General features: G+C 56.4%; 25 protein-coding genes. 12 read left to right on the top strand and 13 right to left on the bottom strand.

What is annotated here, in order from left to right; translation table 11 throughout:
* Both Yoon_RS16630 and Yoon_RS16625 read right to left on the bottom strand, forming a co-directional pair.
* Positions 1-617, bottom strand: a 617-nt coding sequence (locus Yoon_RS16630; RefSeq protein WP_238113765.1) for a Stf0 family sulfotransferase, incomplete at its 3' end; no start/stop codon positions are given.
* A complete protein-coding gene (locus Yoon_RS16625; protein WP_238113763.1) occupies positions 598-2,301 on the bottom strand; it encodes an acyl-CoA dehydrogenase in 1,704 nt (567 codons plus the stop codon). The genes Yoon_RS16625 and Yoon_RS16630, both read right to left, overlap by 20 nt.
* A 114-nt stretch (positions 2,302-2,415) precedes the next feature.
* On the opposite strand from Yoon_RS16625, the gene Yoon_RS16620 reads away from it, so the two are divergent.
* Complete coding sequence (locus Yoon_RS16620; RefSeq protein WP_238113761.1) at positions 2,416-3,366, top strand: L-threonylcarbamoyladenylate synthase; 951 nt, start codon at positions 2,416-2,418, stop codon at positions 3,364-3,366.
* Here the strand turns inward: Yoon_RS16620 and Yoon_RS16615 are convergent.
* Genes Yoon_RS16615 through ubiA form a run of 3 tightly spaced genes read right to left on the bottom strand, consistent with a single transcriptional unit; the run spans position 3,363 to position 6,662 of the window.
* Positions 3,363-3,695 (bottom strand): hypothetical protein, encoded by a 333-nt coding sequence (locus tag Yoon_RS16615; RefSeq protein WP_238113759.1) that lies wholly within the window; start codon positions 3,693-3,695, stop codon positions 3,363-3,365. The genes Yoon_RS16620 and Yoon_RS16615 overlap by 4 nt on opposite strands.
* Positions 3,688-5,640 (bottom strand): OmpA family protein, encoded by a 1,953-nt coding sequence (locus Yoon_RS16610; RefSeq protein WP_238113758.1) that lies wholly within the window; start codon positions 5,638-5,640, stop codon positions 3,688-3,690. Before Yoon_RS16610 ends, Yoon_RS16615 begins: the two co-directional genes overlap by 8 nt.
* 56 nt (positions 5,641-5,696) lie before the next feature.
* The gene (gene ubiA, locus Yoon_RS16605; protein WP_238113757.1) at positions 5,697-6,662 is read right to left on the bottom strand and encodes a 4-hydroxybenzoate octaprenyltransferase; all 966 of its coding nucleotides are present in this window, start codon (positions 6,660-6,662) and stop codon (positions 5,697-5,699) included.
* An 11-nt stretch (positions 6,663-6,673) separates the two neighbouring features.
* On the opposite strand from ubiA, the gene Yoon_RS16600 reads away from it, so the two are divergent.
* The 4 genes from Yoon_RS16600 to Yoon_RS16585 all read left to right on the top strand — a co-directional run bounded on the left by Yoon_RS16600 (position 6,674) and on the right by Yoon_RS16585 (position 10,176).
* Positions 6,674-7,396, top strand: a complete 723-nt coding sequence (locus tag Yoon_RS16600; RefSeq protein ID WP_238113756.1) for a 16S rRNA (uracil(1498)-N(3))-methyltransferase — start codon at positions 6,674-6,676, stop codon at positions 7,394-7,396.
* Positions 7,393-8,232, top strand: coding sequence for a GNAT family N-acetyltransferase (locus tag Yoon_RS16595; protein WP_238113755.1), 840 nt, complete (start codon positions 7,393-7,395; stop codon positions 8,230-8,232). The genes Yoon_RS16600 and Yoon_RS16595 overlap by 4 nt, the downstream gene beginning before the upstream one ends.
* Positions 8,225-8,743: a hypothetical protein gene (locus tag Yoon_RS16590; RefSeq protein ID WP_113776893.1), complete on the top strand. Its 519-nt coding sequence runs from the start codon at positions 8,225-8,227 to the stop codon at positions 8,741-8,743. The genes Yoon_RS16595 and Yoon_RS16590 overlap by 8 nt, the downstream gene beginning before the upstream one ends.
* Before the next feature lie 62 nt (positions 8,744-8,805).
* Positions 8,806-10,176, top strand: a complete 1,371-nt coding sequence (locus Yoon_RS16585; protein WP_238113754.1) for a glutamate--cysteine ligase — start codon at positions 8,806-8,808, stop codon at positions 10,174-10,176.
* A 155-nt stretch (positions 10,177-10,331) separates the two neighbouring features.
* Here Yoon_RS16585 and plsY read toward each other — a convergent pair whose 3' ends face one another.
* The 5 genes from plsY to Yoon_RS16560 are packed head-to-tail and all read right to left on the bottom strand — an operon-like array spanning position 10,332 to position 14,260.
* Positions 10,332-10,946, bottom strand: coding sequence for a glycerol-3-phosphate 1-O-acyltransferase PlsY (gene plsY, locus Yoon_RS16580; RefSeq protein ID WP_238113753.1), 615 nt, complete (start codon positions 10,944-10,946; stop codon positions 10,332-10,334).
* Positions 10,946-12,226, bottom strand: a complete 1,281-nt coding sequence (gene pyrC / locus Yoon_RS16575) for a dihydroorotase (protein ID WP_238113752.1) — start codon at positions 12,224-12,226, stop codon at positions 10,946-10,948. The genes plsY and pyrC overlap by 1 nt, the downstream gene beginning before the upstream one ends.
* A complete protein-coding gene (locus tag Yoon_RS16570; protein ID WP_238113750.1) occupies positions 12,223-12,750 on the bottom strand; it encodes an aspartate carbamoyltransferase catalytic subunit in 528 nt (175 codons plus the stop codon). The genes pyrC and Yoon_RS16570 overlap by 4 nt, the downstream gene beginning before the upstream one ends.
* The gene (locus Yoon_RS16565; RefSeq protein ID WP_238113749.1) at positions 12,747-13,304 is read right to left on the bottom strand and encodes a hypothetical protein; all 558 of its coding nucleotides are present in this window, start codon (positions 13,302-13,304) and stop codon (positions 12,747-12,749) included. The genes Yoon_RS16570 and Yoon_RS16565 overlap by 4 nt, the downstream gene beginning before the upstream one ends.
* Entirely contained in the window at positions 13,301-14,260 is a 960-nt protein-coding gene (locus tag Yoon_RS16560; RefSeq protein WP_238113747.1) for an aspartate carbamoyltransferase catalytic subunit, read from the bottom strand. Before Yoon_RS16560 ends, Yoon_RS16565 begins: the two co-directional genes overlap by 4 nt.
* A 282-nt stretch (positions 14,261-14,542) precedes the next feature.
* On the opposite strand from Yoon_RS16560, the gene Yoon_RS16555 reads away from it, so the two are divergent.
* From Yoon_RS16555 to Yoon_RS16535, 5 genes are all read left to right on the top strand, one after another.
* Complete coding sequence (locus tag Yoon_RS16555; protein WP_238113745.1) at positions 14,543-14,914, top strand: hypothetical protein; 372 nt, start codon at positions 14,543-14,545, stop codon at positions 14,912-14,914.
* A gap of 231 nt (positions 14,915-15,145) precedes the next feature.
* Positions 15,146-15,925, top strand: a complete 780-nt coding sequence (locus Yoon_RS16550) for a uracil-DNA glycosylase (protein WP_238113742.1) — start codon at positions 15,146-15,148, stop codon at positions 15,923-15,925.
* Positions 15,922-16,455, top strand: a complete 534-nt coding sequence (gene moaB, locus Yoon_RS16545; protein WP_238113740.1) for a molybdenum cofactor biosynthesis protein B — start codon at positions 15,922-15,924, stop codon at positions 16,453-16,455. Before Yoon_RS16550 ends, moaB begins: the two co-directional genes overlap by 4 nt.
* 67 nt (positions 16,456-16,522) lie before the next feature.
* A complete protein-coding gene (locus Yoon_RS16540) occupies positions 16,523-17,980 on the top strand; it encodes an efflux RND transporter periplasmic adaptor subunit (RefSeq protein WP_238113738.1) in 1,458 nt (485 codons plus the stop codon).
* Positions 17,980-21,393, top strand: a complete 3,414-nt coding sequence (locus tag Yoon_RS16535) for an efflux RND transporter permease subunit (RefSeq protein WP_370642209.1) — start codon at positions 17,980-17,982, stop codon at positions 21,391-21,393. The genes Yoon_RS16540 and Yoon_RS16535 overlap by 1 nt, the downstream gene beginning before the upstream one ends.
* A gap of 21 nt (positions 21,394-21,414) precedes the next feature.
* On the opposite strand, the gene Yoon_RS16530 is transcribed toward Yoon_RS16535, so the two are convergent.
* Positions 21,415-22,104, bottom strand: a complete 690-nt coding sequence (locus tag Yoon_RS16530) for a hypothetical protein (protein ID WP_238113734.1) — start codon at positions 22,102-22,104, stop codon at positions 21,415-21,417.
* A gap of 153 nt (positions 22,105-22,257) precedes the next feature.
* On the opposite strand from Yoon_RS16530, the gene Yoon_RS16525 reads away from it, so the two are divergent.
* On the top strand, positions 22,258-23,409 hold the full coding sequence (locus Yoon_RS16525; RefSeq protein WP_238113732.1) for an AraC family transcriptional regulator: 1,152 nt from the start codon (positions 22,258-22,260) through the stop codon (positions 23,407-23,409).
* Positions 23,410-23,428: 19 nt separating this feature from the next.
* Here the strand turns inward: Yoon_RS16525 and Yoon_RS16520 are convergent, their stop codons facing one another.
* Positions 23,429-24,229: a protein-disulfide reductase DsbD domain-containing protein gene (locus tag Yoon_RS16520; protein WP_238113730.1), complete on the bottom strand. Its 801-nt coding sequence runs from the start codon at positions 24,227-24,229 to the stop codon at positions 23,429-23,431.
* A gap of 103 nt (positions 24,230-24,332) precedes the next feature.
* On the opposite strand from Yoon_RS16520, the gene Yoon_RS16515 reads away from it, so the two are divergent.
* Complete coding sequence (locus Yoon_RS16515) at positions 24,333-24,902, top strand: YqgE/AlgH family protein (RefSeq protein WP_238113769.1); 570 nt, start codon at positions 24,333-24,335, stop codon at positions 24,900-24,902.
* Here the strand turns inward: Yoon_RS16515 and Yoon_RS16510 are convergent.
* Positions 24,899-25,459, bottom strand: a complete 561-nt coding sequence (locus Yoon_RS16510) for a TlpA disulfide reductase family protein (protein ID WP_238113728.1) — start codon at positions 25,457-25,459, stop codon at positions 24,899-24,901. The two genes, Yoon_RS16515 and Yoon_RS16510, sit on opposite strands and share 4 nt — an antisense overlap.
* Positions 25,460-25,469 lie beyond the last annotated feature (10 nt).

Here is a 25,469-nt window from a genome sequence, read left to right as displayed (position 1 = left end):
GGCTGTGTAGCAAGTGCTTCATAGCTAACACGTAGCGGCGTGATGCTTTGTTGCGTGAACCAAGCGTCCCAAGCGCGCTGACCGTCGGTGACTTCGTTATAGGCAGCTTGGATTCGGGCGGTGTCATATATAGGTTCGGCGGCCTCTGCTGCCCGTTCGCGTTCGGTGCCGTCGGCGTTGCGGTGCCACAGGCCCGATTGTTCGGCGATATCAAGTGACACCGCTTCGGCAACTTTGTCGGCACGTGAGAGGTGAATGAACTTTAACGGTCCAAACGCGGCTTGTAAAAGCGCGTGATCGTTTGCCGTAGACCGAAAAAGTTGTGAAAGCCGTGCGGTCAATAGCGGCATGTTGGCCCACATGATCCGCATGCCAAAACACCCGGTCTCTGCGGCCCCGCGGTTCCGTACGGTGTCGATATAAGATTGGTCAAACCCGTGGATCGTTTGTGGCGGGATACCCCAATCGTTGACAAAATCACCCATTGATTGGGGGCGAAAGAATGAATTTGGCCGCCCCGCAATCCCTGTTTGTGTCAGCAGATCGCAGAGCAAAGTGCTGCCGCTGCGCGGCATCGTGCACAGAAAATACGCGTGATCAGGCAACGAGATCGTCAACGGTGATAGCCAGCAAATCGTCAGCTCCTTCGCGGACGTGGGCCAGCAGCCCAACATGTTCTGGCAGCAGCCGTTTGATGTAGAAGCTTGCCATTTTGACCCGCGCGGCATCGCCCGCCATTGCAGAGCCAAGATGGACATGCCCGCCCAATACGCGCGCAAATGCGCGTAGATAGGGGACAGCACCTGCAAAACGTTGGTTCAGATCTGATTGCGCAACGAGCCATTCGGTCGCTTCGCGTAACGATTCGGCAGATTGCCAGACCGCTTCGGCCAGATCGGGATATGTCGCTTTGGCAGCTTCAGCGCCTTGTTCGATTTCTTCAAGCAAGCGGAACGCGGCATCGCCACCATCCATGAGTTTGCGAGCAACGAGGTCCATCGCCTGAATGCCGTTGGTGCCTTCGTAGATCGCGGTGACGCGCACGTCGCGTGCGAATTGGGCAGCACCAGTTTCTTCGATGAAGCCCATGCCGCCATGTACTTGGATGCCTGTGTTTGCGGTCTCAATTCCTACATCGGTGCCGAAGGCTTTGGTGATTGGGGTCAAAAAGGCTGCGCGTGCTTTCCAGCCAGCATCGTCGGTTGCTGTCGACATATCGATCGCCACCGCATTCATCAGTGCAATCGCACGTGCGGTGTAGGTTTCAGCCTTCATTGTGGCCAACATCCGGCGGACATCAGCGTGTTCAATGATTGTGCCTGATCCGCCCGCTTTGCCTTGGGTCCGCTCTTGGGCGTAACCCAGCGCATGTTGATAGGCGGCTTCGGCGATACCGATCCCCTGAACGCCAACACCTAAACGCGCGTTATTCATCATCGTGAACATTGCGGCCATGCCGCCATGTTCGGGGCCGACGAGCCAGCCTGTCGCACCGTCATATTCCATGACGGCCGTCGGTGACCCGTGCAGGCCAAGCTTATGCTCAAGGCTCACAACCTTCAGGCTATTACGCTTTCCAGGATTTCCATCTGCATCTGGGATGAATTTAGGCACCATGAACAGGCTAATGCCTTTGGTTCCGGGCACGCCGTCTGGCAGGCGGGCCAACACCAGATGGCAGACGTTTTGGGTGAAATCATTGTCGCCCCATGTGATATAGATTTTCTGCCCGGAAATCGCGAAAGACCCATCGCCGTTTGGCTCGGCCTTACTACGCAGCGCACCCACATCGGACCCAGCTTGGGGTTCGGTCAGGTTCATTGTGCCGCACCATTCGCCAGATATCATCTTTGGGATATACAGGTCTTTGATAGCGTCCGAGGCGTGGTGTTCTAAGGCTTCGATCTGGCCTTGCGACATCAGCGGGTTCAATTGCAAAGACAGGCAAGAAGACGACATCATATCGTTGACTGCGGTGGTCAAAGTCATCGGTAGACCCATCCCCCCCACGTCAGGGGATGCCGACATGCCGACCCATCCACCTTCGGTAATCGTGCGGTATCCATCGGCGAAGCCCGGCGATGTGCGTACCACACCGTTTTCAAGCGTGGCGGGATGCAAATCGCCCGCGCGGTTCAGCGGAGCAATGATTTCTTCACACATCTTTGCGGCTTCGGTCAGGATCGCATCAACCATATCTGGGGTGCTCTCGGAAAACTGATCAGTTTTAGTCACCTCGTCAAAACCGATGATGTGATCCATCAAGAATTGAAAATCGCTGACAGGGGCGCGATATGGCATTGGTATTCTCCAGTCTATGCGGCTGCTTGGCAAACGCAGGCGCCACAGCTATGCATCAATAAATCTTGTTCAACCTAACCACGTCACCACCCTCAGCAACTGAAACGCCACGTCATGACCAACACGCCTATGCAAATACTTGCGCCAGATGCCGCTGGTTTGACGACAGCCGCCGGAATTTTGCGCGCGGGTGGGCTTGTCGCATTTGGGACTGAAACGGTCTATGGGCTGGGCGCAGATGCACGCAATGATACGGCGGTTGCGGGGATTTATGCAGCCAAAGGGCGGCCAAGTTTCAACCCGTTGATTGTGCATCTGTCCGATCTTGCCACGGCTGAACAATACTGCGTGTTCAACGATGATGCCCGCGCTCTGGCGGCGGCGTTTTGGCCAGGTGCGATGACCTTGGTACTGCCCTTGCGGCAGGGCGCGGGCATTTCCAAACTTGTCACGGCAGGCCTTGATACATTGGCGATTCGCGTGCCGGACCATAAGGTGGCGCGGGACTTTCTCGAAAAATTCGATGGTCCAGTTGCTGCCCCGTCCGCTAATCCGTCAGGTCGGATTAGCCCGACAAATGCAGATCATGTGATCGCCGGTTTGGGCGACAAAATAGATGCAGTGATCGACGGCGGGCCATGTGGGGTTGGCGTTGAATCCACGATTGTGAGCTGCGTCGGGAAGCCCGCAATTTTACGCGCGGGCGGCATCCCCGCCGAGGCAATCAGTGCCTGTCTTGGACACCCGATCGCCGTGCCCGACGATCCCGATATGCCACAATCGCCCGGCCAGCTTGCATCGCATTACGCACCCAAAGGGCAGGTGCGGCTGAATGCGCAGCAGATCGATCCGGGTGAGACGCTTTTGGGGTTTGGGGCGGTTGATGCCACGCTAAACCTATCGCCAAGTGGCGATTTAACCGAGGCTGCAGCGCATCTGTTCGACTGTTTGCACCAGCTTGACGCGATGGGCGCCACGCGGATTGCAGTATCGCCGATCCCAGATCATGGGCTCGGGCGCGCGATCAATGACCGTCTAAAACGGGCTGCGGCCCCGCGCGATTAAGCCTCGCCGCTGTTTTGGCGTTCAACATAGGCGCGTAGTTCCTCGGCTTCGCGCCGGGCCTCACGCAATCCATCCATCGCTGCGCGCAATTCAGCTTCGGTCTGGGCCAGTTGATTGGTCATCTCGGCCTCACGCTGCTGCAAATAGGTGATTGCTTGGTCGCGGGTTTCTTCGGCCTCGTGCAGGGCTTGGGCCATTTTGTCCAATTCTCCGATTTCGGACTTTGTGACGCGGGTAAACCGATTGACCAGCCAACTTGCAAACCAACCAAGACAAAAGGCGACAAATAAGATGCCTGCAGTGGCGATGATGAATTCGGATCTATTCATTTGGGGTGCCTTCTGTTTCTTCTGCGGGCGCTTCCTCGGCTGGCGTTTCCTCAGCCTCGGGTGCGCCTTCTTCGGTTTGTGGCAGAATGTTTTCTTCTGCAATCGCTTCAAGCGTCGTTTCTTCTTCGGGAATCGGTTCGGGGACGATCAAGCTGAATTCGATCCGGCGGTTTGCCTCGCGGCCCTCTTCGGTTTCATTATCGGCGATTGGGTTCTCTTCGCCAAAGCCGATTGATTCGAACGTAGACACAGGGACGCGGCGCGCACGCAGCGCCGTCAGAACCGCATCGGCGCGGCGTTGCGAGAGCTGCTGGTTCATTTCTTCGCGGCCTTGGCTGTCGGTAAAACCTGCCACCTGAATACGTAGATCACCGCATTTCTTAAGGATATCGGCAATGTCATCGATCAGCGGCACCGCAGCCGCAGAAATATCCGCCGAACTTGGATCAAAGGTAATCTTGCGGTCTTCTGTCACAGATAGAATTTGGGCGATGCATTCTTCGGGGCTTGGTAGGCTTGCAATTGGATCGAGCTGCTTGACGTAGGTGACGTCGATATCAAAATCGGCGGTTTGCCCCAGTTTTTCGATTAACAGCCGCGAGATATCTGCGCTGGCGACCTCGTTCCCAGTGTTCCCGCGGACTTCCATTGTATTGGGTTCAACAACCACAACGCCGTTTGACAGCTCTGAGAGCGCTTCGATCCCGGCAAGAACGCGCACCGACCATCCGTTGGGCAACCCGTCAACCACACGTGTGCCCATGGTGATATTGTCTTGGCCAAACTTTGCGATGGCAAAGTTTTTGGCGACGGTATTGGTCAGCTCATCTGGAATGCGGCCACGCAGTTGGACTTGCCCCTCTGGACTGCGCGTCGCGGTGAACCGGGGCGGGCCTTCGGGGCTTGCCTCTGGGGCCACAGGCAATTCGGCGGTGACGGCGAAACCGTCAGGTAGGTTGTTTTCGAGCGTGCCAACGACATCGTCGAACAGACGCGGATCGGTGCCCAAAGGCGCGAGCAGTGTCACATCTGTGTCGGCAATGGTGACGGTGCCCCCGCCCAACTTGCCAACCGCATCGATCGCAAGCGCAACGGCGTGCCCCCAGCTTCGTGATGGTGCACCAAGCGCCAAAGTGCAATTCACCTGCCCCGTATAACCGACCTCGGTTGCGGCGGCGATAATTCTGCCAACGGCTTCGCTTGTATCGGCGGCGCAGGCATCGAACATTGGCCCATCGCGATCGATCCCAAAGCGTACAGTAAACGGTGAAATCACTGGGCGTGGTGCGCTGATGTCTATGATCAAATCGATGTCGGGTGGTGTGTTGCGCCCTAACGCGATTTCAAGCCGATGCTTCTCTTCGGGACTGTCAGAAATGGCATTCACAATAACCCGATCCGCATCGATTGATATCTTGGACCTTGGCAGCATTTGCAGCGCGCGCAGACTGTAGTTAAGCGCTGGGCGCCAAGTATCGGGGGTTGGATAGTCGGCCGCTTCAAGCAGATCTACAACAGGCAATCCGTCGGCGATATTGCGGATACGTGCGGTCAAGGTTTCGCGATCTGTCGTGGCCGGGATTAACCCGATTAACGAGACTCCGCTGTCGTTGCGTAGGATTTCGATTGCAAAGGTCGGGGCGACGACCTGTTCGGATGCGGCGACAGACATATTGTCGATCACGCGTGCCGCATCGACAATTGCGCCAGATGCAGAAATCGCACGAAACCGTTCGGCTTCGGTTGGGGCCACGCCTTCAAGAATGACCTGAAGCCCATCCCCTTGCACCGTGGCCCATCCGTACCCTCGGTCTTCAAGTGTGACTTGCACACCTTCGACCGAGCGCTCTTCGACGGCGGTGACTGTGAAGTCTGCCGCGACATAGGCAACGTAGCCAGCGATGGCGAAAACGATCAAACGTATGAAGATGGCTGAAAGGCGCATAGGGGTCCGCTTTGTTGAGTGATGCCCTGCATAGGGCTAGCTGCGTCGGTGATCAATCACACGAACATCGCTAAGGCGAAAAATGGCAGAACAATCAAACCAGCGTTTCTGTTTGACCTGAAAAGCCGAAGTAGACCATCATTGTCGTCAGGATCGAAACGGCTAAGCTGCCACGTCAGGTGCCACCCCAGCGCCCAAGGACCGCCAAGCGCGATCACGAGCGACAAAATGCTGCGATCCATGCAGGCCAGCACCACGGCTGCCCCAAACAGTAAAATTGTGATCGTCAAAAACAGCCGCAACCATTTGCGCGATTGATCCCCAAACAGACGTGCGGTGGATTTGACGCCAATCAGTGCGTCGTCTTCGGTATCTTGATGCGCGTAGATCGTGTCATAAAACAGGGTCCAAGCAATCCCAGCGAGGTACAGGATTATCGGCACGGGTCCGATGCTGCCCGTGTGCGCAGCCCAAGCCAGCAAGGCCCCCCAGTTAAACGCAAGGCCAAGGAATACCTGCGGCCACCATGTGAACCGCTTGGCAAAGGGGTAAATCGCGACAGGCACAAGTGCGATAACCCCCAGCGCGATCGCCGCCCAATAGAAGGTCAGCAAAATCGCAAAGGCGATTGCCATCTGAACAACCATCCAAATGAGCGCACCGCGCACGGAGACCTGACCCGATGGAATCGGGCGCGACCGCGTGCGCGCGACTTGGCTGTCAATATCGCGGTCGGTGATATCGTTCCACGTACACCCTGCGCCACGCATCAAAAACGCGCCAATGCCGCAGGCGACCGCTGTCCATAGGTCGTGGGTGCTTGCGGATTCTGTTGCTAACATCGCAAGCCCCAAACCCCAAAGGCACGGCATATAAAGCAACCATGTCCCAATCGGGCGATCTGCACGCGACAGCCGAAGGTACGGGCGCGTGAATGCAGGGGCAATCGTGTCGACCCAATTGCCATCGACAGCATCAGAAACTGTGCCGGTTTGCTCTGGCGCTGATCGGTCGTCGGTCATATGCTTGCCCTATGGCTTCCAAGGTTCGACTTTATGTAGATCACCCGCTGGGTGAAGGGCAATCAGTTCCGCTGTCCCGCGACCAGGCCCATTACCTGTTTGGGGTGATGCGGCTGGCTGAGGGCACGGTTTTATCGTTGATAAACAACCATGATGGCGAATGGGATGCCGAGATCGTGAAAGCTGGTAAAAAAGGCGGCATCTTGTTGTGTTCGTCTCAGACCCGCCCGCTCCAATCGCCACCCGACCTATGGTTGATCTTCGCACCGATCCGCAAAGAGCGCACCGCCTTTATCGTTGAAAAAGCAGTTGAGATGGGGGCGGCCCGGATTATCCCGGCACAAACTGAATTCACCCAAGGTGCCAACCGTATCCGGCAGGATAAATTGCAAGCCCATGCCATTGAAGCAGCAGAGCAATGCGGAGGCACATTCGTGCCTCCCGTGGATGATCTGCAAAAACTAGATCGGCTATTGGCGGATTGGCCTGCGGACCGCCAGTTGATGTTTTGCGACGAAGCCAAGATCGGTGATCCGATCGGGTTGCCCGACATATCCGGCCCTTGGGCTATACTTATCGGCCCCGAAGGTGGGTTTTCGCCTGTCGAGCGTGAAAAACTACACACGCTACCCTATAGCCACCCCGTCAGCCTCGGCCCGCGAATCTTGCGCGCAGATACGGCTGCCGTTGCGGCGTTGACGCTCTGGCAGCAGGCTTTGGGGGACTGGGGGTGATCCGCGCCAGTGCGGCTGACCGGCCCGCGATTGAGGCGTTCCTGACCAAACACATCGCGACGTCTATGTTTCCACTGTCGAACCTGCGTGACCACGGCATGGCGGGCGGGCATCCGCGTGCGGTGACGTTTTGGGTGCGCTGGAACGCGGGAAAAATCACCGATGTTGTGACGATCACTGACGAAGGTTTTGCCTTTCCGCAATGCCCGACAATGCCTTGGGGCGACGTGCAGGTCGTTTTGGCAGGGCAAGCGTTGACCGGCATTTTGGGTGATGCGGGGCAGGTCGCCGCGTTACGCCATGCGCTGGGGTGGACGGCGCCAGCCGATATCGATGAAATTGAGCCGCTTTACCAATTGAAGCTGGCGGAGCTGCGGCTGCCAGATTGCACGGGCTACGCATTGCGGCCTTTGGCAGAGGCACCGAGCGATACTTTGCAGACGTGGCGCGTGGCCTATCTGAATGAAACAGGGGTCTATCCGGGCGAAAGCCCCGAAGTGACCGCAAAGAAACAAATCGCAGCGTATATCCAACGTGACAGCCACCGGGCGCTGTACCGTGGCAACCAGCCGATTGGCATGACCGGGTTTAACGCGCAATTGCCGCAAGTTGTGCAAATTGGTGGCGTATTCACACCAGATGAATTTCGCGGCCAAGGGGTTGCGCGGCGGGCTGTTGGGCTCCACCTAAAAGAAGCGCGTGAATACGGTGTGAAGGACGCAATTCTTTTTGCGGCAAGCGACACTGCTGCACGCGCGTATGAGGCGATTGGTTTCGAAAATATCGGCGCCTTTGCAATGATGATTTATAAGGGCCCGCAGGTGATCCATGTCTGACTTTTTCCGCCCCGAAGTGCGCGCGTTACTCTGGCGTTGGCGCGATGCGCTTGCTGGGCTTGCGCTGATTGCGCTGGGCCTATGGTGGGGCTTGCGGGCGTTTGGGGCAGTGCAGTGGTTGGGCTATGTCGTGATTGTTGGCGGGATCATCCTGACCGCTGCAGGCGTACAGCGCGCCCGGTTTCGCCAAGACGGCATTGGGTCAGGCGTTGTGCAGATCAACGAACGGCGCTTGTCGTATTTTGGGCCGTTGGACGGCGGCGTGATTGATGTTGCCGATTTGACAAAGCTGGAACTGGACCCAAGCGCGCACCCTGATCCCAATTGGGTGCTGACGGGTGTTGGCGGGCAAACCTTGTCGATTCCGATCAATGCCACTGGGGCAGAGGCACTGTTTGACGTTTTTGCCGCCCTGCCAGAAATTAAAACAGGAGATGTTTTAGATGTGCTTTCACGCACACCTGATGCGCGCGTGACGATTTGGGCGCGTGTGCGTCCTCTCTTGCATTGACAGCAGGCTTGCAGCAAGTCACCGATAGTAATTCTGATAGATCGCAAGCACGGAGCGCACCTATGTCCATTCCTCAATCCGGTGGTGGCCCAATCGAAAATCACGCGCAACTTGCGCAGATGCTGTCCGACGGCTGTAAGCCCAAAGATCAATGGCGCATCGGCACCGAGCACGAGAAATTCGGCTATTGCCAAGATACGTTGCGCCCGCTGCCCTATGATGGGGAGCGGTCGATCAAGGCGGTCCTAGAAGGGCTGGAAACCCGATATGGCTGGGACCGTGTCGAAGAAGAAGGCCATATCATTGGTCTGACCAAAGACGGTGCCAACGTCAGCCTAGAACCGGGCGGTGCCCTAGAACTATCCGGCGCCCCGCTTGAGACGATCCACCAAACCTGTGACGAGGTGAACACCCATCTGGCCGAGGTGAAATCAGTCTCGGATGAAATCGGTGTGAAATTCATCGGTCTGGGGGCGGCCCCTGAATGGTCACACGCAGAAATGCCGTTGATGCCGAAAGGCCGCTACAAGCTGATGGACGCCTACATGAACAAGGTTGGCACCATGGGCACCGCGATGATGCGCCGGACTTGTACGGTGCAAGTGAACCTTGATTTCGGGTCCGAAGCGGACATGGTCAAGAAAATGCGTGTGGCTGTTGCATTGCAACCCGTTGCGGCCGCACTTTTTGCCAGCTCGCCGTTCTTTGAGGGCAAGGTCAACGGTCATAAATCATGGCGCTCGCGGATTTGGCGCGATTTGGACGCGTCGCGCACTGGAATGATCCCGTTTGTCTTTGACGAAGGTTTCGGGTTTGAGGCTTGGGTGCAATGGGTGCTCGATGTGCCGATGTATTTTGTCTACCGCGACGGGAAATATATCGACGCGCTGGGCATGTCATTCCGCGATTTCCTAAAGGGCGAATTGCCCGCGTTGCCCGGCGAAAAGCCGCAATTGTCTGACTGGGCGGACCACCTGACCACAGTTTTCCCTGAAGCGCGGATGAAGCAGTTCATTGAAATGCGCGGTGCGGATGGCGGCCCGTGGCGGCGTCTTTGTGCGCTGCCTGCATTCTGGACCGGGCTAACCTATGATCAAACGGCGCTGGATGCGGCGTGGGATCTTTGCAAAGACTGGACGGCGGAACAACGCGAAGCCCTGCGCGTGGCTGCATCCGTCGATGGGCTGCAAGCGCAGGTCGACGGAATCAACATGCATGAACTCGCCCGCGAAGTCGTTGCGATATCTGAGGCCGGACTGAAAGCGCGCGCGCGCCCCGGTGCCGGCGGCTTGGTGCCAGATGAAACGCACTTTCTAAATGCGCTTCATGAAAGCATCGAGTCAGGTAAAACCTTGGCCGACGAATTGCTGGACCATTACAATGGCGATTGGAACGGCGATCTGAAACGGATTTATGGCGATTATAGCTACTAAATCAGCGCGGATTTCTGATCTGATGTGTGCTTTATGTATCTTGGGCTTGGTATCTACCACAATACGCGCCGCACCGCTGAGGCGACAGAAAAATTGTTCAATAAATAACGGCAAAGACTGAGGCGCCCAATTGTGGCGCCTCTTTCGCAAAGAGGCTAAGATGCGCTTTTCGCGCCGATCTTGGTTTCAGTACCTGCGCGCAGTCGTTTGATATTGTCTGCGTGCCGCCAGTACATCAGCAGGCACAGGGTCACGGCCAAGAAAAAACTGGTTCCATAGCCGGTGAAAGCCATGACAACAGGCGTCCAGCCGGCCGCGACAAGCGCCGCCAACGATGAATACCGGCTGACCAATGCCACAACCAACCAAATTCCGCAGGCGGCCAGCCCCATAGGCCAGGCCAATGCCAGCAAAATACCGATATAAGTCGCGACACCCTTACCACCCTTAAACCCTAGCCAGACCGGGAAGCAGTGCCCCAGAAATGCGGCCAAAGCGCCGATTTGCGCGGCGTCTTCGCCTGCAAATGCGCGCGCAATCAGCACGACAATCGCGCCCTTGGCGGCGTCAAACACCAGCGTGAGCGCAGCGGCTTTTTTATTTCCCGTGCGCAGGACGTTGGTTGCGCCAATATTGCCGGATCCAATCTCGCGCAGGTTTCCAAGGTTCATCACGCGGGCCATGATCATCCCGCCTGAGACCGATCCAAACAGGTAGCCGATGACAGCCCAAAGACCCAAGATCAGATAAGAACTTTCGATTGAAGGCATTATGCGTTCTCCCAGATGCGGTCGCCATCGACCCAAGTTCCCAGCACTTTGCCTTGCATCCGCGCGCCATCAAAGGGGGTATTTTTCGATTTCGACAAAAGCTGTGACCGATCCAGTTGAAGCGGTGCATCCGGATCAAACAGGATCAAATCAGCGGGCGCACCTGCTTGCAGTCGTCCAGCTTCCAAGCCCAAAACCCGCGCCGGGTTCAGGGTGAGCGCCCGGAACAGCCGGGGTAGGTCGATCATTTCTGCGTGGTACAGACGCAATGCGGCAGGTAGCAATGTTTCAAGCCCGACGGCGCCGCTTGCGGCTTCTTCAAAGGGCAGGCGTTTGCTTTCTTCGTCTTGTGGTGTGTGCATCGAAGAGATCACGTCGATCAACCCATCTGCCACGGCTTGCACAACGGCGACCCGGTCATCTTCGCTACGCAGCGGCGGCTTTACCTTAAAGAACGTGCGGTAATCGGCGACATCCATTTCATTCAGCGTCAGGTGGTGAACGCCAACGCCTGCGGTGATGTTCAGCCCGTTGCGTTTGGCGCGTTCTAACGCAGGCAGCGCGCGTGCGGTGGTGATCTGGCTGGCGTGATAGCGCGCGCCGGTCATTTCAAGCAGTGCAATATCACGGTCGAGCGCCATGCGTTCGGCCATTGGGGTTACGCCGGGCAAGCCACGCAACGATGCAAATTTGCCGGATGTAACGGCGGCGCCCTTGGATAGGCCGGGGTCTTGGGTATGGCCGATAACAAGCGCATCAAGGCTGCGCGCATAGGTCAGGGCGCGGCTGAATACCTTGGTATCTGTCACGACACGGTCCGCGTCTGAAAACGCGACGGCCCCGGCATCTTGCAAGAATCCGATCTCTGTCATCTCGCGACCTTCGCGGCCCTTTGTCAGCGCGGCCATCGGTAGGACATGCACAGGCGCGTCAGCCTGTGCGCGCCGCTCAACAAATTCAAGCGTTTCGGGGGTGTCGATGGCAGGCAATGTATCTGGGCGGGTGACAATTGTGGTCACCCCGCCCGCCGCCGCAGCGCGCCCGGCAGAGCGAAAAGATTCCTTGTGGCGTTCGCCGGGTTCAGACACTTTGACGCCAATGTCGATAATGCCGGGGGCCAGACATTTGCCGCCGCAATCAATGACCTGCGCGTCGCCTGCATTTGGATTGGTGTCAAAAACCTCCGCGATTTTGCCACCGCGCACCAGTAGCGCGCCCAGCGTATCAGTCAGCGCAACAGGGTCGATCAGACGGGCATTGATAAAGAGGGTATCGGTCATTTCTGGTCCTTTTGGACGGATCGCAGCAAGGTCAGAACCTTGCGCGCATCGTGGATAAGTTCAAAGCCGATTGGTACGGTGTAGGTGCTGTTCTTGCCGCGTTTTGTTTCACTTGCAAGCATCACCGAAGGAATCGGATCATCGCGAAATTCAATGGGGGTATCTGGGGTGACCGGGTATGATTTCAGTTTTTTGCCAAGCATTGGCAATTCAGTCGCGATAAACGCGCGGCGGTTGGTGAGCGTGTACCATGTGCGGCGACGCTTAAATGATGGGAAAAAAACCGCGCCTGCGATGATACCCACGCCAACCGCAAAATGGAGCAACCCAAACATCCAAAAATACCCACCCGCCGAAGCGGCCATAACCATCCAAAATAGCGCGAAAGCCGCAAACGCCAGTCCAAACAACGTGGTAAAGATCATAGAAGGTCTGAATGCAAAGCCAGGGTTAGGACGCCCTTGCCAAAGAATTTCTTCGTCGGTGTCTAGAATGCCGTCCCATGCGCTACTGTGTTTTGTCATCCGGCGATCCATATCATCATTGCAACAATCAAGAACATAACGACCAAGGCGGCGGTCGCGACCATGCCGCTCATTCTTGCGTCTGATTTTGGTGGCTTGGGTTGGGGCAATACGCCTTTGGCTGCCTCGGTTTCGATCTTTTGCACCGGATGCAACGATTGTGCCGAGCTATAGCGCCCGATAAAACGAAGTGGCGCAGTTGGGGCGAGGGTCTTGCCGTTCAACGCATCGGAAAACACCAGTAAAACATGACCCGTGATCGCGGCCAACATCGCTGTTTCGGGGTTTACCTGTGCCGGGTCCATGCCGTTGGCTTCGGTCAGGTATTTTGCGAACCCGTAGTCGCGGATGGTATCGGCATCGAATACCTCAATGAAATCGGTGTCGATATGGGTTAGCCCCAATGCCGCAACCAGCGGAGAGATCGGGGCATCATCGTCATGATCGTTTTTTTCCTTAAACTCCGCGATTTCATCAGTGGGCAGATCAATCGCAAAGACCCAGACAACCTTTTCATGGGCGCGGGCCGGGGCGAAGGCATCTTGGGCAATCATGCCATCACACCTTGGGTTTCTGTGCGGGCCGCGCGCAGGTTTTGCGCCAACAGGTCCATCGCGGCCATGCGCACGGCGACGCCCATCTCGACCTGTTCTTGGATCACGGATCGGTTGATATCGTCAGCAATTGTGCCGTCAATTTCAACGCCGCGGTTCATCGGGCCGGGGTGCATGACGATGGCATCGGGTTTGGCATGCGCCAGCTTGGCCGCATCCAGCCCGTAGCGGTGGAAATATTCACGTTCGGACGGGATAAAGCCGCCGTCCATACGTTCCTTTTGGAGGCGCAGCATCATCACGACGTCGACGTCTTTCAGGCCTTCTTCCATATCCTCAAACACTTCGCAGCCGAACTCATTCATGCCCGATGGCATAAGCGTGGGTGGGGCGATCAGACGGATACGGTTTTCCATCTTGCCCAGCAGCATGATGTTCGAGCGGGCGACCCGGCTATGCGCCACATCACCGCAAATTGCGATAGACAGACGGTGCAGCCGTCCTTTGGCGCGGCGAATGGTCAGCGCGTCGAGCAGCGCTTGGGTCGGGTGTTCATGCTTGCCGTCGCCCGCGTTCAGCACGGCGCAATTCACCTTTTGCGCCAACAAATCGACCGCCCCCGAATGCGGATGCCGGACCACGAGCAAGTCAGGATGCATCGCGTTCAGCGTCAGCGCCGTATCAATCAAGGTTTCACCCTTTTTGATGGACGAAGCTTGCATCTCCATGTTCATCACATCGGCACCCAACCGCTTGCCCGCGATTTCAAAGCTCGCCTGTGTTCGGGTCGAGTTTTCAAAGAACATGTTGATCTGTGTTAGCCCGGCGAGCACATCACGGTGCGCTACGCCCCGACGGTTATGATCCGCATAGCTATCTGCCAAATCCAGCAGGGTCGTAATTTCAGTGGGGTGCAGATGTTCGATGCCCAAAAGATGTCTTGCGCGAAATGTCATGAACGGCCCCTTATCACGGTTTGCACCGCTTATAGCAGGCAGGGTTGGGGCATCAATGGTGTGTCGGGCATTGGAGGTTTGGCGGGGTGGTATGTGAAGCCGGATGCTTCATAAGGGACGTGTGGCATGAAGTGGTCAGGTAACCTTGATCACCAGCCCAGAGTAGAAAACGGGGCATCACCCACGACACAGCGAATGTCAGCTCCGTGCACTCATTGACTATCAATCTGTTTCCTATCGATGGTAGGTTGCAGAGCAAGCGGATGGAACAAGGTCGTAAAATTGTCTGAAGAAATTTCTCAGTGTTTGAATGCTTTCCCCGAGTTGGAAGAATACTATTCGCGAGAAAAACTTTTGGACGCGACGTCTTCTGGGAACTACATATTTTTTGAAGACTACTTTAACGAGTTCGTTGAGAACTACGGCAACAACGAGTATTTCTTTCAAAGGGTCGGGGTGTTTATTGAAAGTATGGCAACCAACCCAAACGCGGATGTTCGGAATTTGGCAGAGATTGGTTTGCTCGAAGGGTTGGTCAATCGTCGAGTATATACAGTCGCAAATTTTTTGGGCAAACACTCGAAAAAGCTTTTGATGAACGCATCTCAGAGAACCAAATTCGACAAGAAGGTTTGGCTCCAATCCAAATGTTGAATGAGGGTCCTCCAGATCTACAAACTGGTTACTTGGTTCGCATTACAGAGATTTGAAGAACTTATGGCTCACAATCGGCTTGGAGCGAATTCGTGACTGTCGGTATTTGTCGGTGCGACGCGCTAGCGTGTTGTGCCGAGCACCTGCATGGTTTCAACCACCGCGCGGCCTTCGTGCAAATTTCACACAAGCCCCTGCACATCCCTTGCATTCCCGCGTAACCTGTACCCTATGGATTCGGGTAATACATATTGGGATGACCGCGCGTTGCTGGAATGGCAGGTGGAACTGGGGGCAGATGATGCCATTCAGGACACGCCTGTTGATCGCTATGCGCTTGAAGCGGCCAAGCCAAAGCCCAAGGTTGAGACCCCGAAAACACCCGCGCCCGCAGCGGAACCGGTCAAAATTGATGCCGTCGCTGAGGCCCGTAGCGCTGCTAAGAATGCTGCCGATTTGCCTGCCCTTGCCGCCGCCGTGCAAGCGTTTGAGCATTGCGAGATCAAGCGCGGCGCGCGCTCGTTTGTCTTTAGTGATGGCAACCCTGCCGCACGGGTGATGATCGTGGGCGAGGCACCAGGCAGAGATGAGGACCGGGCAGGCAAACCTTTTGTCGGGGTTGCCGGGCAGCTGCTCGACCGGATGCTTGCGGCGATTGATCTTGGCCGGGACCATGATGACCCCACCCGGTCGGCCTATATCACAAACGTCATGCCATGGCGTCCGCCGTCGAACCGCGCGCCAGACCCCACTGAAATCGCCATGATGCTGCCCTTTCTTGAGCGGCACATCACCTTGGCCAATCCCGACTTTGTGGTGCTGATGGGCAATACCCCATGTCAGGCGCTTTTGAAACGGACAGGGATCACGCGGATGCGCGGGACATGGACCGAAGTTCTGGGCAAACCTTGCCTGCCCATGTTCCATCCAGCCTACTTGTTGCGCAACACGTCTGCCAAACGCGAAGCGTGGGCGGATTTGTTAGATTTAAACGCGAGGCTTAAGTCATGAGCGATACCGCTGAATTTATCCCCGTTCGTATCGCTGTGCTGACGGTCAGTGACACGCGACAGTTGGCAGATGATAAATCTGGCCAAACCTTGGTGGATAGGATCACGGGCGCTGGGCATCAGGTGGTGGATCGCAAGATCATCGCGGATGAGCGGGCGCAGATTGCGGATCAGCTGCGGGCATGGTGTGCGGATGATGGTGTGGATGCGGTAATTTCGACCGGGGGGACGGGCTTGACCGGGCGTGATGTCACTGTCGAGGCGCACCGCGATGTTTATGAAAAAGAAATCGACGCCTTTGGCACGGTCTTCACGATTGTCAGCATGCAAAAAATTGGGACAAGCGCGGTGCAAAGCCGTGCGACTGCGGGTGTGGCGCAGGGGACTTATTTGTTCGCGCTTCCGGGCAGTCCGGGTGCTTGTAAGGACGCTTGGGATGAAATTTTGTGCAAACAGCTCGACTATCGGCACCGTCCTTGTAACTTTGTCGAGATAATGCCGCGATTAGACGAACATTTGCGACGGAAGTAGATATATCCGCCGTATAAGTAGGAATGCGTTTACGCCGTGACGGGTGGCGCTGGTCAAGGATATATATATGCGGTTTTTGCGTCGAAGCCTCACCGGGGTCTTTTTGTTGTCAGTCACGCTGGCGATTTTGGCTTGGGCGGGTAGCTTGGTTAACGGGGCTGTGCAAGTTCGCATGGGGCAAGAGCCGCGCAGTTTCCCGCAGCGAGAGCGCGTTTTGGCAGTCAATGTTGCGACGCTGACTCCGCAAACAATTATCCCCGAAATGACGGCGTTTGGCGAACTTCTTAGCCAGCGTCATCTAGACTTGCGTAGCGCGACGGGCGGTATCGTGCAGGAAGTTTCAGACGCGCTGATTGATGGCGGAACAGTATCTGAAGGCCAGCTATTGCTGCGCATTGACCCGACCGACGCGGAGGCTGCGTTAAACCGGGTGCGTGCCGATTTACAAGACGCCGAGGCAGAGCTGCGCGACGCTGACCGTGCGTTGATCTTGGCCGAAGATGAACTAACCGCCGCAGAGGAACAATCTGCGCTGCGCGATCAGGCACTGACACGTGCGCAAGATTTGGCAGAGCGCGGTGTGGGGACCGCCGCAGCGGTAGAAACCGCTGAATTTACCGCGTCGTCCGCGCAGGCCGCGGTTTTGACCCGACGCCAAGCTGTGGCATCGGCGCAAGCACGAATTGATCAGGCAACTACCAGCTTGGCCCGTCAACAAATTAACCTGTCAGAAGCAGAGCGCGATCTGGCAGATACAGAAATTTATGCGCCTTTTGACGGGCAATTGTCGAATGTGACCGTCAGCCTTGGTGGCCGTGTGACGGCAAACGAGCTTTTTGCGCAATTGGTAGACCCAACGCAGCTTGAGGTGTCATTCCGCGTTTCGACCTCGCAATATGCGCGGTTGCTTGATGCGCGCGGCCAGCTGGCGCAAGCGCCCTTGCGGGTTGCACTGGATGTCGCTGGGCTTGATCTCACGGCTGCGGGCCAAATCACCCGTGAAAGCGCCGCAGTGGCGAGCGGTCAAACGGGTCGTCTTCTGTTCGCGACACTGGACAGCGCGGTCGGGTTTCGGGCGGGTGATTTTGTGACGGTGCGGATCGACGAGCCTGCGCTTGAAAACGTCGCATTGGTGCCTGCAACGGCGGTGGCCGCCGATGAAACCGTGTTGTTGATCGGCGAAGAAAACCGTTTAAGCGTTGGGCAGGTTGAATTGCTACGCCGTCAGGGCGACGACGTGATTGTCAGCTTGGGCGACTTCGCTGGGCGTCAAATCGTTGCGGAGCGCTCACCGCTTCTTGGGGCGGGGATCAAAGTGGATCCAATTGCGCCGCCCGGCACAGAAACAGTGGCTGCAGCCCCTGAAATGATTGTGCTTGATCCCGAACGCCGCGCCCGGCTTGTCACCTTTGTTACCGAAGGGCGGATGCCCGACGAGGTCAAAACCCGGATTTTGGGGCAGCTCGAACAAGATGAAATTCTGTCTGAAACTGTCGAGCGGCTTGAAAGCCGGATGGGCAGCTGATGGTTACCGGGGGCGAAGACATGACAAATCGCGCGAGCGGCATTTTGTCTTACTTCACGCGCCACCGCACGGTGGCGAACCTTTTGCTGGTGTTGATGCTGACCGCCGGGCTGTTGGCGCTGCCAAAAATGCGGGCGCAATATTTCCCAGATGTCGTCGTTGATGACTTGAACGTTTCGGTAACGTGGTCGGGTGCGGGCGCAGAAGATGTCGACACGGCAATTGTTCAGGTGTTGGAACCGGCACTTTTATCGGTTGAGGGGGTCACCTCATCGACGTCAACCTCTGTCGAAGGGCGCGCGACGATCCAGCTTGAATTTGAGCCGGGGTACGACATCGATCGCGCCGCCGAAGATGTCCAGCTTGCGGTTGATAGCACCAGTAACCTGCCCGCCGACGCGGATGATCCGACGGTGCGCCGCGGTGGCTGGTCGGATACGGTTACGGATGTTGTTGTCTCTGGCCCCGTCGGGGTCGATCAATTGGCCCGGTTCTCGGATGAATTGGCGATACGCTTGTTCGCACAAGGCGTCACCCAAGTATCGGTGCAAGGTGTCGCCGCCCCTTCGACAATCGTCGAAGTCCCGTCACTGTCGTTGATCGAACATGATATCGGGCTTGCCGATATTGCCGCGCGGATCGCCGAGGAAGCAGAAGCCGACCCGGCAGGCGACGTGTCTAGCAATGCGCGGGTGCGCACAGGCGTTGCAAAACGCAGCGCCGATGACATCGCCGCGATTGTTTTGCGCTCTAACGCTGACGGATCACAGCTGACGATTGCAGATGTCGCAACGGTCCGGGTCGAAGGCACGGATCGCGAGCGGGCCTATTTCGTTGGCGATGACCCGGCGATCAAGCTGAAGGTCACGCGGTCGGCACAGGGTGACGCGATTGAGCTACAAGCCACGGTGCAAGAAGTCGCCCAAGAGTTTATGGCATCTTTGCCCGCAGGCGTGAAAATTGACCTCACCAACGGGCGTGCCGAACTGATTAGCGCGCGGCTAGAAATCTTGATGAAGAACGCAGCCAGCGGACTTCTTTTGGTCGTCGCATTGCTATTCTTATTCTTGAACGCGCGCACCGCACTTTGGGTTGCGGCTGGTATCCCCGTGGCGATGCTGGCAGCGGTCGCGCTGATGTATGTATTCGGTATTACGTTTAATATGATTTCGATTTTTGCACTGATTATTACGCTTGGGATTGTCGTCGATGATGCGATTGTTGTGGGCGAACACGCGGATTTTCGGGTGCGCCAGCTGGGCGAAACGCCCGTTATCGCGGCAGAGAATGCGGCGCGGCGGATGTTTACCCCTGTGCTTTCTGCGACAATCACGACGATTATCGCATTCTATGCGCTGACGACGATTGGTGGTCGCTTTGGCCAATTTATTATGGATATTCCGTTCACAGTGGTCATGGTATTGGCGGCGAGCCTTGCGGAATGTTTTCTTATTCTGCCAAACCATCTATCACATAGTATCGGCCATTCAGCGAAAGATCATTGGTATGACATCCCTTCGCGCATTGTGAACCGTGGGTTTGTCTGGTTTCGCGAGGTTCTGTTTCGTCCCTTTATGGGGTTTGTGGTTTGGGCGCGTTATCCGGTGTTTGCCTTGACGCTTTTGACGCTTGCCTCACAGATGGCGCTGTTCATTCGCGGTGACGTCAGCTGGCGGTTCTTTAACGCCCCAGAGCAAAGCCAAGTAACTGGGAACTTTGCGATGCTGCCGGGGGCGACACGCGAAGACACCATGGCGATGATGCGTGAAATGCAGCGCGCGACGGAGGCTCTTGGTGCGCAGTATGAAGCTGAACATGGAGCAAACCCGCTGAAGTTTGTCGCGGCTGAAATTGGCGGCAACGCCGGGCGCGGGTTGTCGGGGTCCGACACCAAAGACGCCGATCAGCTTGGGGCGATTACGATTGAATTGATTGACCGCGATAGCCGCCCCTATTCCAGCGCTAGTTTTGTAAGTGCGCTGCAAGAGAGCATCCAGCAGCATCCAATGGCCGAAACCGTGAGTTTCCGCAGGTTCCGTGGTGGTCCGGGCGCCGATGGTCTTTCCATTCAAATGTTCGGATCAGACAGTGAAACGCTCAAGGCCGCTGCCGAAGCGCTCAAGACAGAACTGGCGCAGTTTGGCGAGATATCAGGGCTGGAAGACACGCTGTCTTACGACAAAGAAGAAATGATCCTAGAGCTGACCCCGCAAGGGGAACGGCTTGGGCTGAGCATTGATGGGCTTGGCACGATTTTGCGTAACCGGCTCGCCGGGATTGAGGCGGCGACTTATCCCGACGGCACGCGCTCTGCCACCATTCAGGTGGCTTTGCCCGATGATGAGCTTTCCGCAGATTTTCTAGACCGGATGCAAATCAGAACGGCCGAAGGTGCCTATGTGCCGCTGGCGGACGTTGTGACCGTCCAAACGCGCACCGGGTTTTCAACGGTCCGTCGTGAAAATGGGATCCAGCTGATCGCGGTGACAGGTGACCTTGATAGCGACGATGCGGCGCGTGCCACTGAAATTCAGACGCTGATCAACGAAGATATCTTACCGCGTGTCGAAAGCAATTTCGGGATTGAGACCGAGCTGTCCGGGCAAAGCGAACAGGAACGCGCGTTTTTGTCGGATGCGAAGACGGGGCTGATCCTCGCGCTTTTGGGGATTTACCTGACGCTGGCATGGATATTTAGCAGCTGGACCCGCCCGGTCGTGGTGATGTCGGTCATTCCGTTTGCACTTGTTGGCACGATTTACGGACATAATGCGTGGGGCATTCCCATGAGCATGTTCACCGTGATCGGCTTGATTGGGATGGTGGGGATTATCATTAACGACAGCATTGTGTTGGTAACGACAATTGACGAATACGCCGAAAGTCGGGGTCTGATTCCGGCCATTGTCGACGGCACGGTTGATCGGTTGCGGCCTGTTTTGTTGACGACTTTGACGACGGTCTTGGGGCTTATGCCGTTGCTTTACGAACAATCCACCCAAGCTGAATTTTTGAAACCGACGGTGATTACCTTGGTCTTTGGCCTCGCGTTCGGATTTGTTCTGGTATTGCTGGTGGTACCCTCTGTGATGGCAATGCAAGCCGATTTCCAGCGCCAGATTGCTGCGGCCAAACGGGCGCTGCGCGGGCGACGTATGGCGATGTTCGTGCCTGCTGGCCTTGGGGCATTGGGCGCTGTCGGGTTGTTCGCGGCGCTGATCGCACCGGTTTTGATCACCGGGTCGGCCTGGCCACCGGTAGCTGCGGCCCTGCCAATGCTAGCGGACGCAGGATTCGGTCTGGCGTTTGGGGGCTATGTGCTGGCAGTGGTTGTTTGGCTGGTCGGAATTTATGCGATCGGTATGCTCGTCGCTGGGTTTCAGAGCGGGAGGGCCGTGGCCCGTCGCTCATGATGTGCGCGATGCGACAGTGGCCTAATGGCTAGCAGCCAACGGTTGATGGCGGCGGAGTGTTTTCCAAAGCCAATACAGCATGAGAAGCATAATTATCAGTTCAGGCAGTGATAATACACCGGAACGTTGTACTGCTTCTGGAAACGCCGACGCGCCCGGTCCGGTGAATGCTGACCCAGCCGCGATGAAAAAGCCGATACACATCCGTACAAGATGTTGGGCGATCCGCAATTTATGCGACATTTGCGCCCCAAAGACCATGTGTACATCACCGCCCAAGGCAATGGCGGCCATGCCAAATAGGAAAAAGTAGTCTTCCGCCGCGAAGCCAAACAAACGCGCGTCCGGTAATGTCGTAGCGTACCAGCCTGCAGTGATAAGACCCGCTGCGTTCACGAAATTGATGCCCGCAACGATGATGAACAATTGTTTAGCACGGTGCGCACGTATGCGCACAGCCAAAACACCGCTTGCCACCAAAGTCGCGCCAAGGACGCCCGCATGAAAGGTGATCCAGAAGGTCTCATACTTAAGTGCACCAAGAAGCGCGCCAAGCACGGATGCCAGCCCCATGCTTATGACGAAAATGCGGCCAGCGCTTATGTGGGTTTTGCGCCCTTTGCGCGACCCAAGGGCAATGGCGCCAACAACAACGGCCAAAGTGCCAAGCGCTACATGCGCAATCAGTGTGACGATATCGAAGGTAGGCATAACGTATTCTTTCCAGTTGGTTGATTTACCCCAGCTATGCGCAGTCTCACGGTGTCCTGTCGTCCGCGCATGACGGCGAGGACAGTTCTGTCGCATTTTTTTGACCGCCTAGCTGCGTTGATAAGGCGGATGATTCCAGCATAATAAGGGGGTATGGAAAACGCGTCCGTTCTGACACTCGCCGGGCTTTGTCTTGGCATTGCCCTAACCGGTCTCCTTGCCGCTGTAATGGGGCGAAGCAGTCGGCGCGAACGGCGCAGCCTTGGTTTGGTCTACATCGCATTCATTGGAATGATCGCGCTGCCGCTGGTTAAAACTTTCGCCGAAGCCGCGGTGATCAATTACATGCCGCTTTTGCTTTTCATGCTGCTGGTACTTCCGCCAGCCCTTTATCACTACATCGCGGCCAAGACCGCTATGGCGTCACCGGTCCAAATCCTTTGGCGCGACAAAGCGCTGCCCTTGATCGGCGGCGTGGTGTGTCTTGGGTTTTGGATTCTCCCGGCGCAGGCCAAAAAAACACTATTCATAACAGGCGAATTGCCTCCGGGGGTTTTGCCAATTGCGCTCACCGTGACGACGTTTGCGCTGATTATGATCTGGTTGATCGCCTCCTTCCTCTACCTTGTCGCGATACTGCGCCGCCTCACTGCCTACCGTGCCCATATCCGTCAGCTTTATTCGGACGTCGAAAAACGAGACTTGCGTTGGGTCGATGTGATGATCGTCTTGCTCGTATTGATCTGGGCCGTCGGGGCGTTTTCTCTTGCAGATGACAACCTCGCAGGGGGCACTTTGTTCGTCGAAGAGTTGTTTCTTGCGCTGATCGCTGGCGGCCTGTTGTCATTGAACTTCTTTGCTCCGATCACGTCACCAGAATTGACCTCTGTGGCTGAAATTGATGCGCCGGACCACAAATATGCCCGCTCTGCGTTAACCGACGACCACGCGGCGAAATTGGCTGCCAGAGTTGAGACAGCGATGCGCACAGATACACTATATCTCGACCCCAGCTTGTCGCTGCAAAAACTGTCACGTCACGTGGGTGCGCTTCCAAACCAAGTGTCACAAACGCTGAACCAAGAGATCGGCGCATCCTTTTTTGACTATGTGGCACGTTGGCGGATAGGGGCGTCAAAGCCACTGATCATGGCAGGCGACCTATCGGTGCTAGCAGTTGCGCTAGAGGTTGGTTTCAATTCGCGCTCAGCATTTTACAAGGCGTTCAAACGTGAAACTGGCATGACGCCAAAGGGCTATCAGAATGCTGGTTCAAGTCAGTTAATGACGCAAAGATCTAAGTGACCTTATGCGCAATTCGTGTCTAGCTGCCCGTGCAGCCGCGAATTTCAACGGCTTGATGTCCGTTGAGTACGGTGATCGTCATCTGTGACCGATCCAATCCAAACGCGGTGCCCGCGCTATGCACCATGTCAACACTGGCGCGCAGTTGGTCGCCTTGGCGGTCGACTTGCGCTTGTGAGACCCAAACATTGGCATCAGCGGTTTCCACCACAACGACTTCATCCCCGCCCAGTGGTGCAAGGTCAAAGGCCGTCGTGACCCGCAAACCGTCGCTGATCGGATCAATGGCGCAGGTGACGTGGTCAATGCCGGCCTCGGCCTGGGTGAGCGGGCGATCGACCAATGCGGCGGTAATGGCGCTATCGCGGCTGCCGCTCGCGGGAAGCGAAGCGTCGAATTCAAGGCTGATGGGGATACAGATTTCTTCGCAGACGCCAATGTCGATTTGACCGCTGATCTGCATGGGTTGGTCTGGTGCGTCGCTATGCACTGTTAGCGGAAAGACCACGCTGTCGTGGTACCCGATAGTTTGCATCCCGGCGCTGTCAAAGATTTCTGGCGTCGGCCAATGTGGCGCGATGGCGCTAATATTTTGCGATCCGGTGAATGTGAACATAGGCGGGATACCCGCATCACCGGGGGCCCGCCAATAGGTTTTCCACCCCGGCGCAAGCGTGATCCGCAGACCTGCGACATGATCGCCATTTGCCTTGCGCCAACCTGTAAGCACCTCAATTTGGGCAAGGTCATCATAGGGGGCGGCTGTTGCTGCGCTGGTCAAGGCCACGAGGACAAAGGGGATCATTTTTTTCATATACATATGGTTGTCATTATGCATTTGCGCTGCAATAGGAAGTCACATTCAAGCGATCCGCTGCAATGTGGGCTTGCATTGAAGACATATCTTGAACAATTTAGCCGACATGAAAGAATTAGACGCAAATTTGACGGGTAAGTTGCTGATCGCGACGCCCGGAATGGATGACCCGCGGTTTGTGAAAAGTGTGATCTATATGTGCTCCCATTCGGATGACGGGGGCATGGGGCTGATTGTGAACAAGCCGCAGGCTGATTTGCTCTTTTCGGACCTTCTGGATCAAATGGGCGTCAATAAGGCGGCGGGTGTACGCGACATTCGGGTGCATTTTGGGGGGCCCGTAGACCAGACACGCGGGTTTGTTTTGCATTCGAACGATTACGCAGCGGCCATTGGGACGCTTAAAGTTACCGATGAAATATCCATGAGCGCGACATTGGATGTGATCGAAGATATTGCCAGTGGTGCTGGGCCAGACACATCGATGCTGGCGTTGGGTTATGCTGGCTGGGCGCCCGGGCAGCTCGAATCTGAAATCGCGCACAACGGATGGCTGACGTGCGATGCGCGCAGTGACATCGTGTTTGGCCGCGCGAATGAACACAAATGGGCCGGCGCGCTTAAACACATGGGGATCGACCCGCTGTTGCTGTCAGATACTGCCGGGCGGGCCTAGGTCCCGCCTGCGATCAGCGCCTGCATCACGGCGACAGCGCTATCACTGGACCAATCTGCCTCACCCTGCATACGTGCGATTTCATTACCTTCGCGGTCTAGCACGACGGTTACAGGCAAGCCCAAGACCCCCATGCTGCGCGACAGCGATTGGCGCGGGTCAACGTGTTTGGGCAGGTTATCAACGCCAATCTCATCAAAGAACTGGTTGATCGCTGGGGCAGGGTTACGCCCTGTTGCGACGGTGACCACTTGCATGTCGTCGCCGCCCATTTGCGCCTGAAGCGCGGCAAGCTGGGGCATTTCTTGGCGGCAGGGCGCACACCACGTCGCCCAGAAATTCAGGACAACAAACTGTCCTTCATAGGCTGCGAGGGTCATTTCAGTACCGGTTTCGGTCAAAAAAGGCGCGTCAGAACCGGCGACGGCGGTTTCGTGAAACATAAGCTTGCGCATATTACCCTCGCGCAGAGCCTCGATCGCGGACATATCGGCTTGGGCCGTGTTTGCAACAACGGCAAGGGCCGTATAAAGCAGGGCTGACTTTAACTTTCGCATAGGCTTTTTC

The organism is Yoonia sp. I 8.24 (assembly GCF_022096995.1).
In the GTDB taxonomy this organism is placed as follows: Bacteria; Pseudomonadota; Alphaproteobacteria; order Rhodobacterales; family Rhodobacteraceae; genus Yoonia.
Note: the sequence above shows the minus strand (reverse complement) of the source record. Positions and strands in the feature narration are given on the sequence as shown.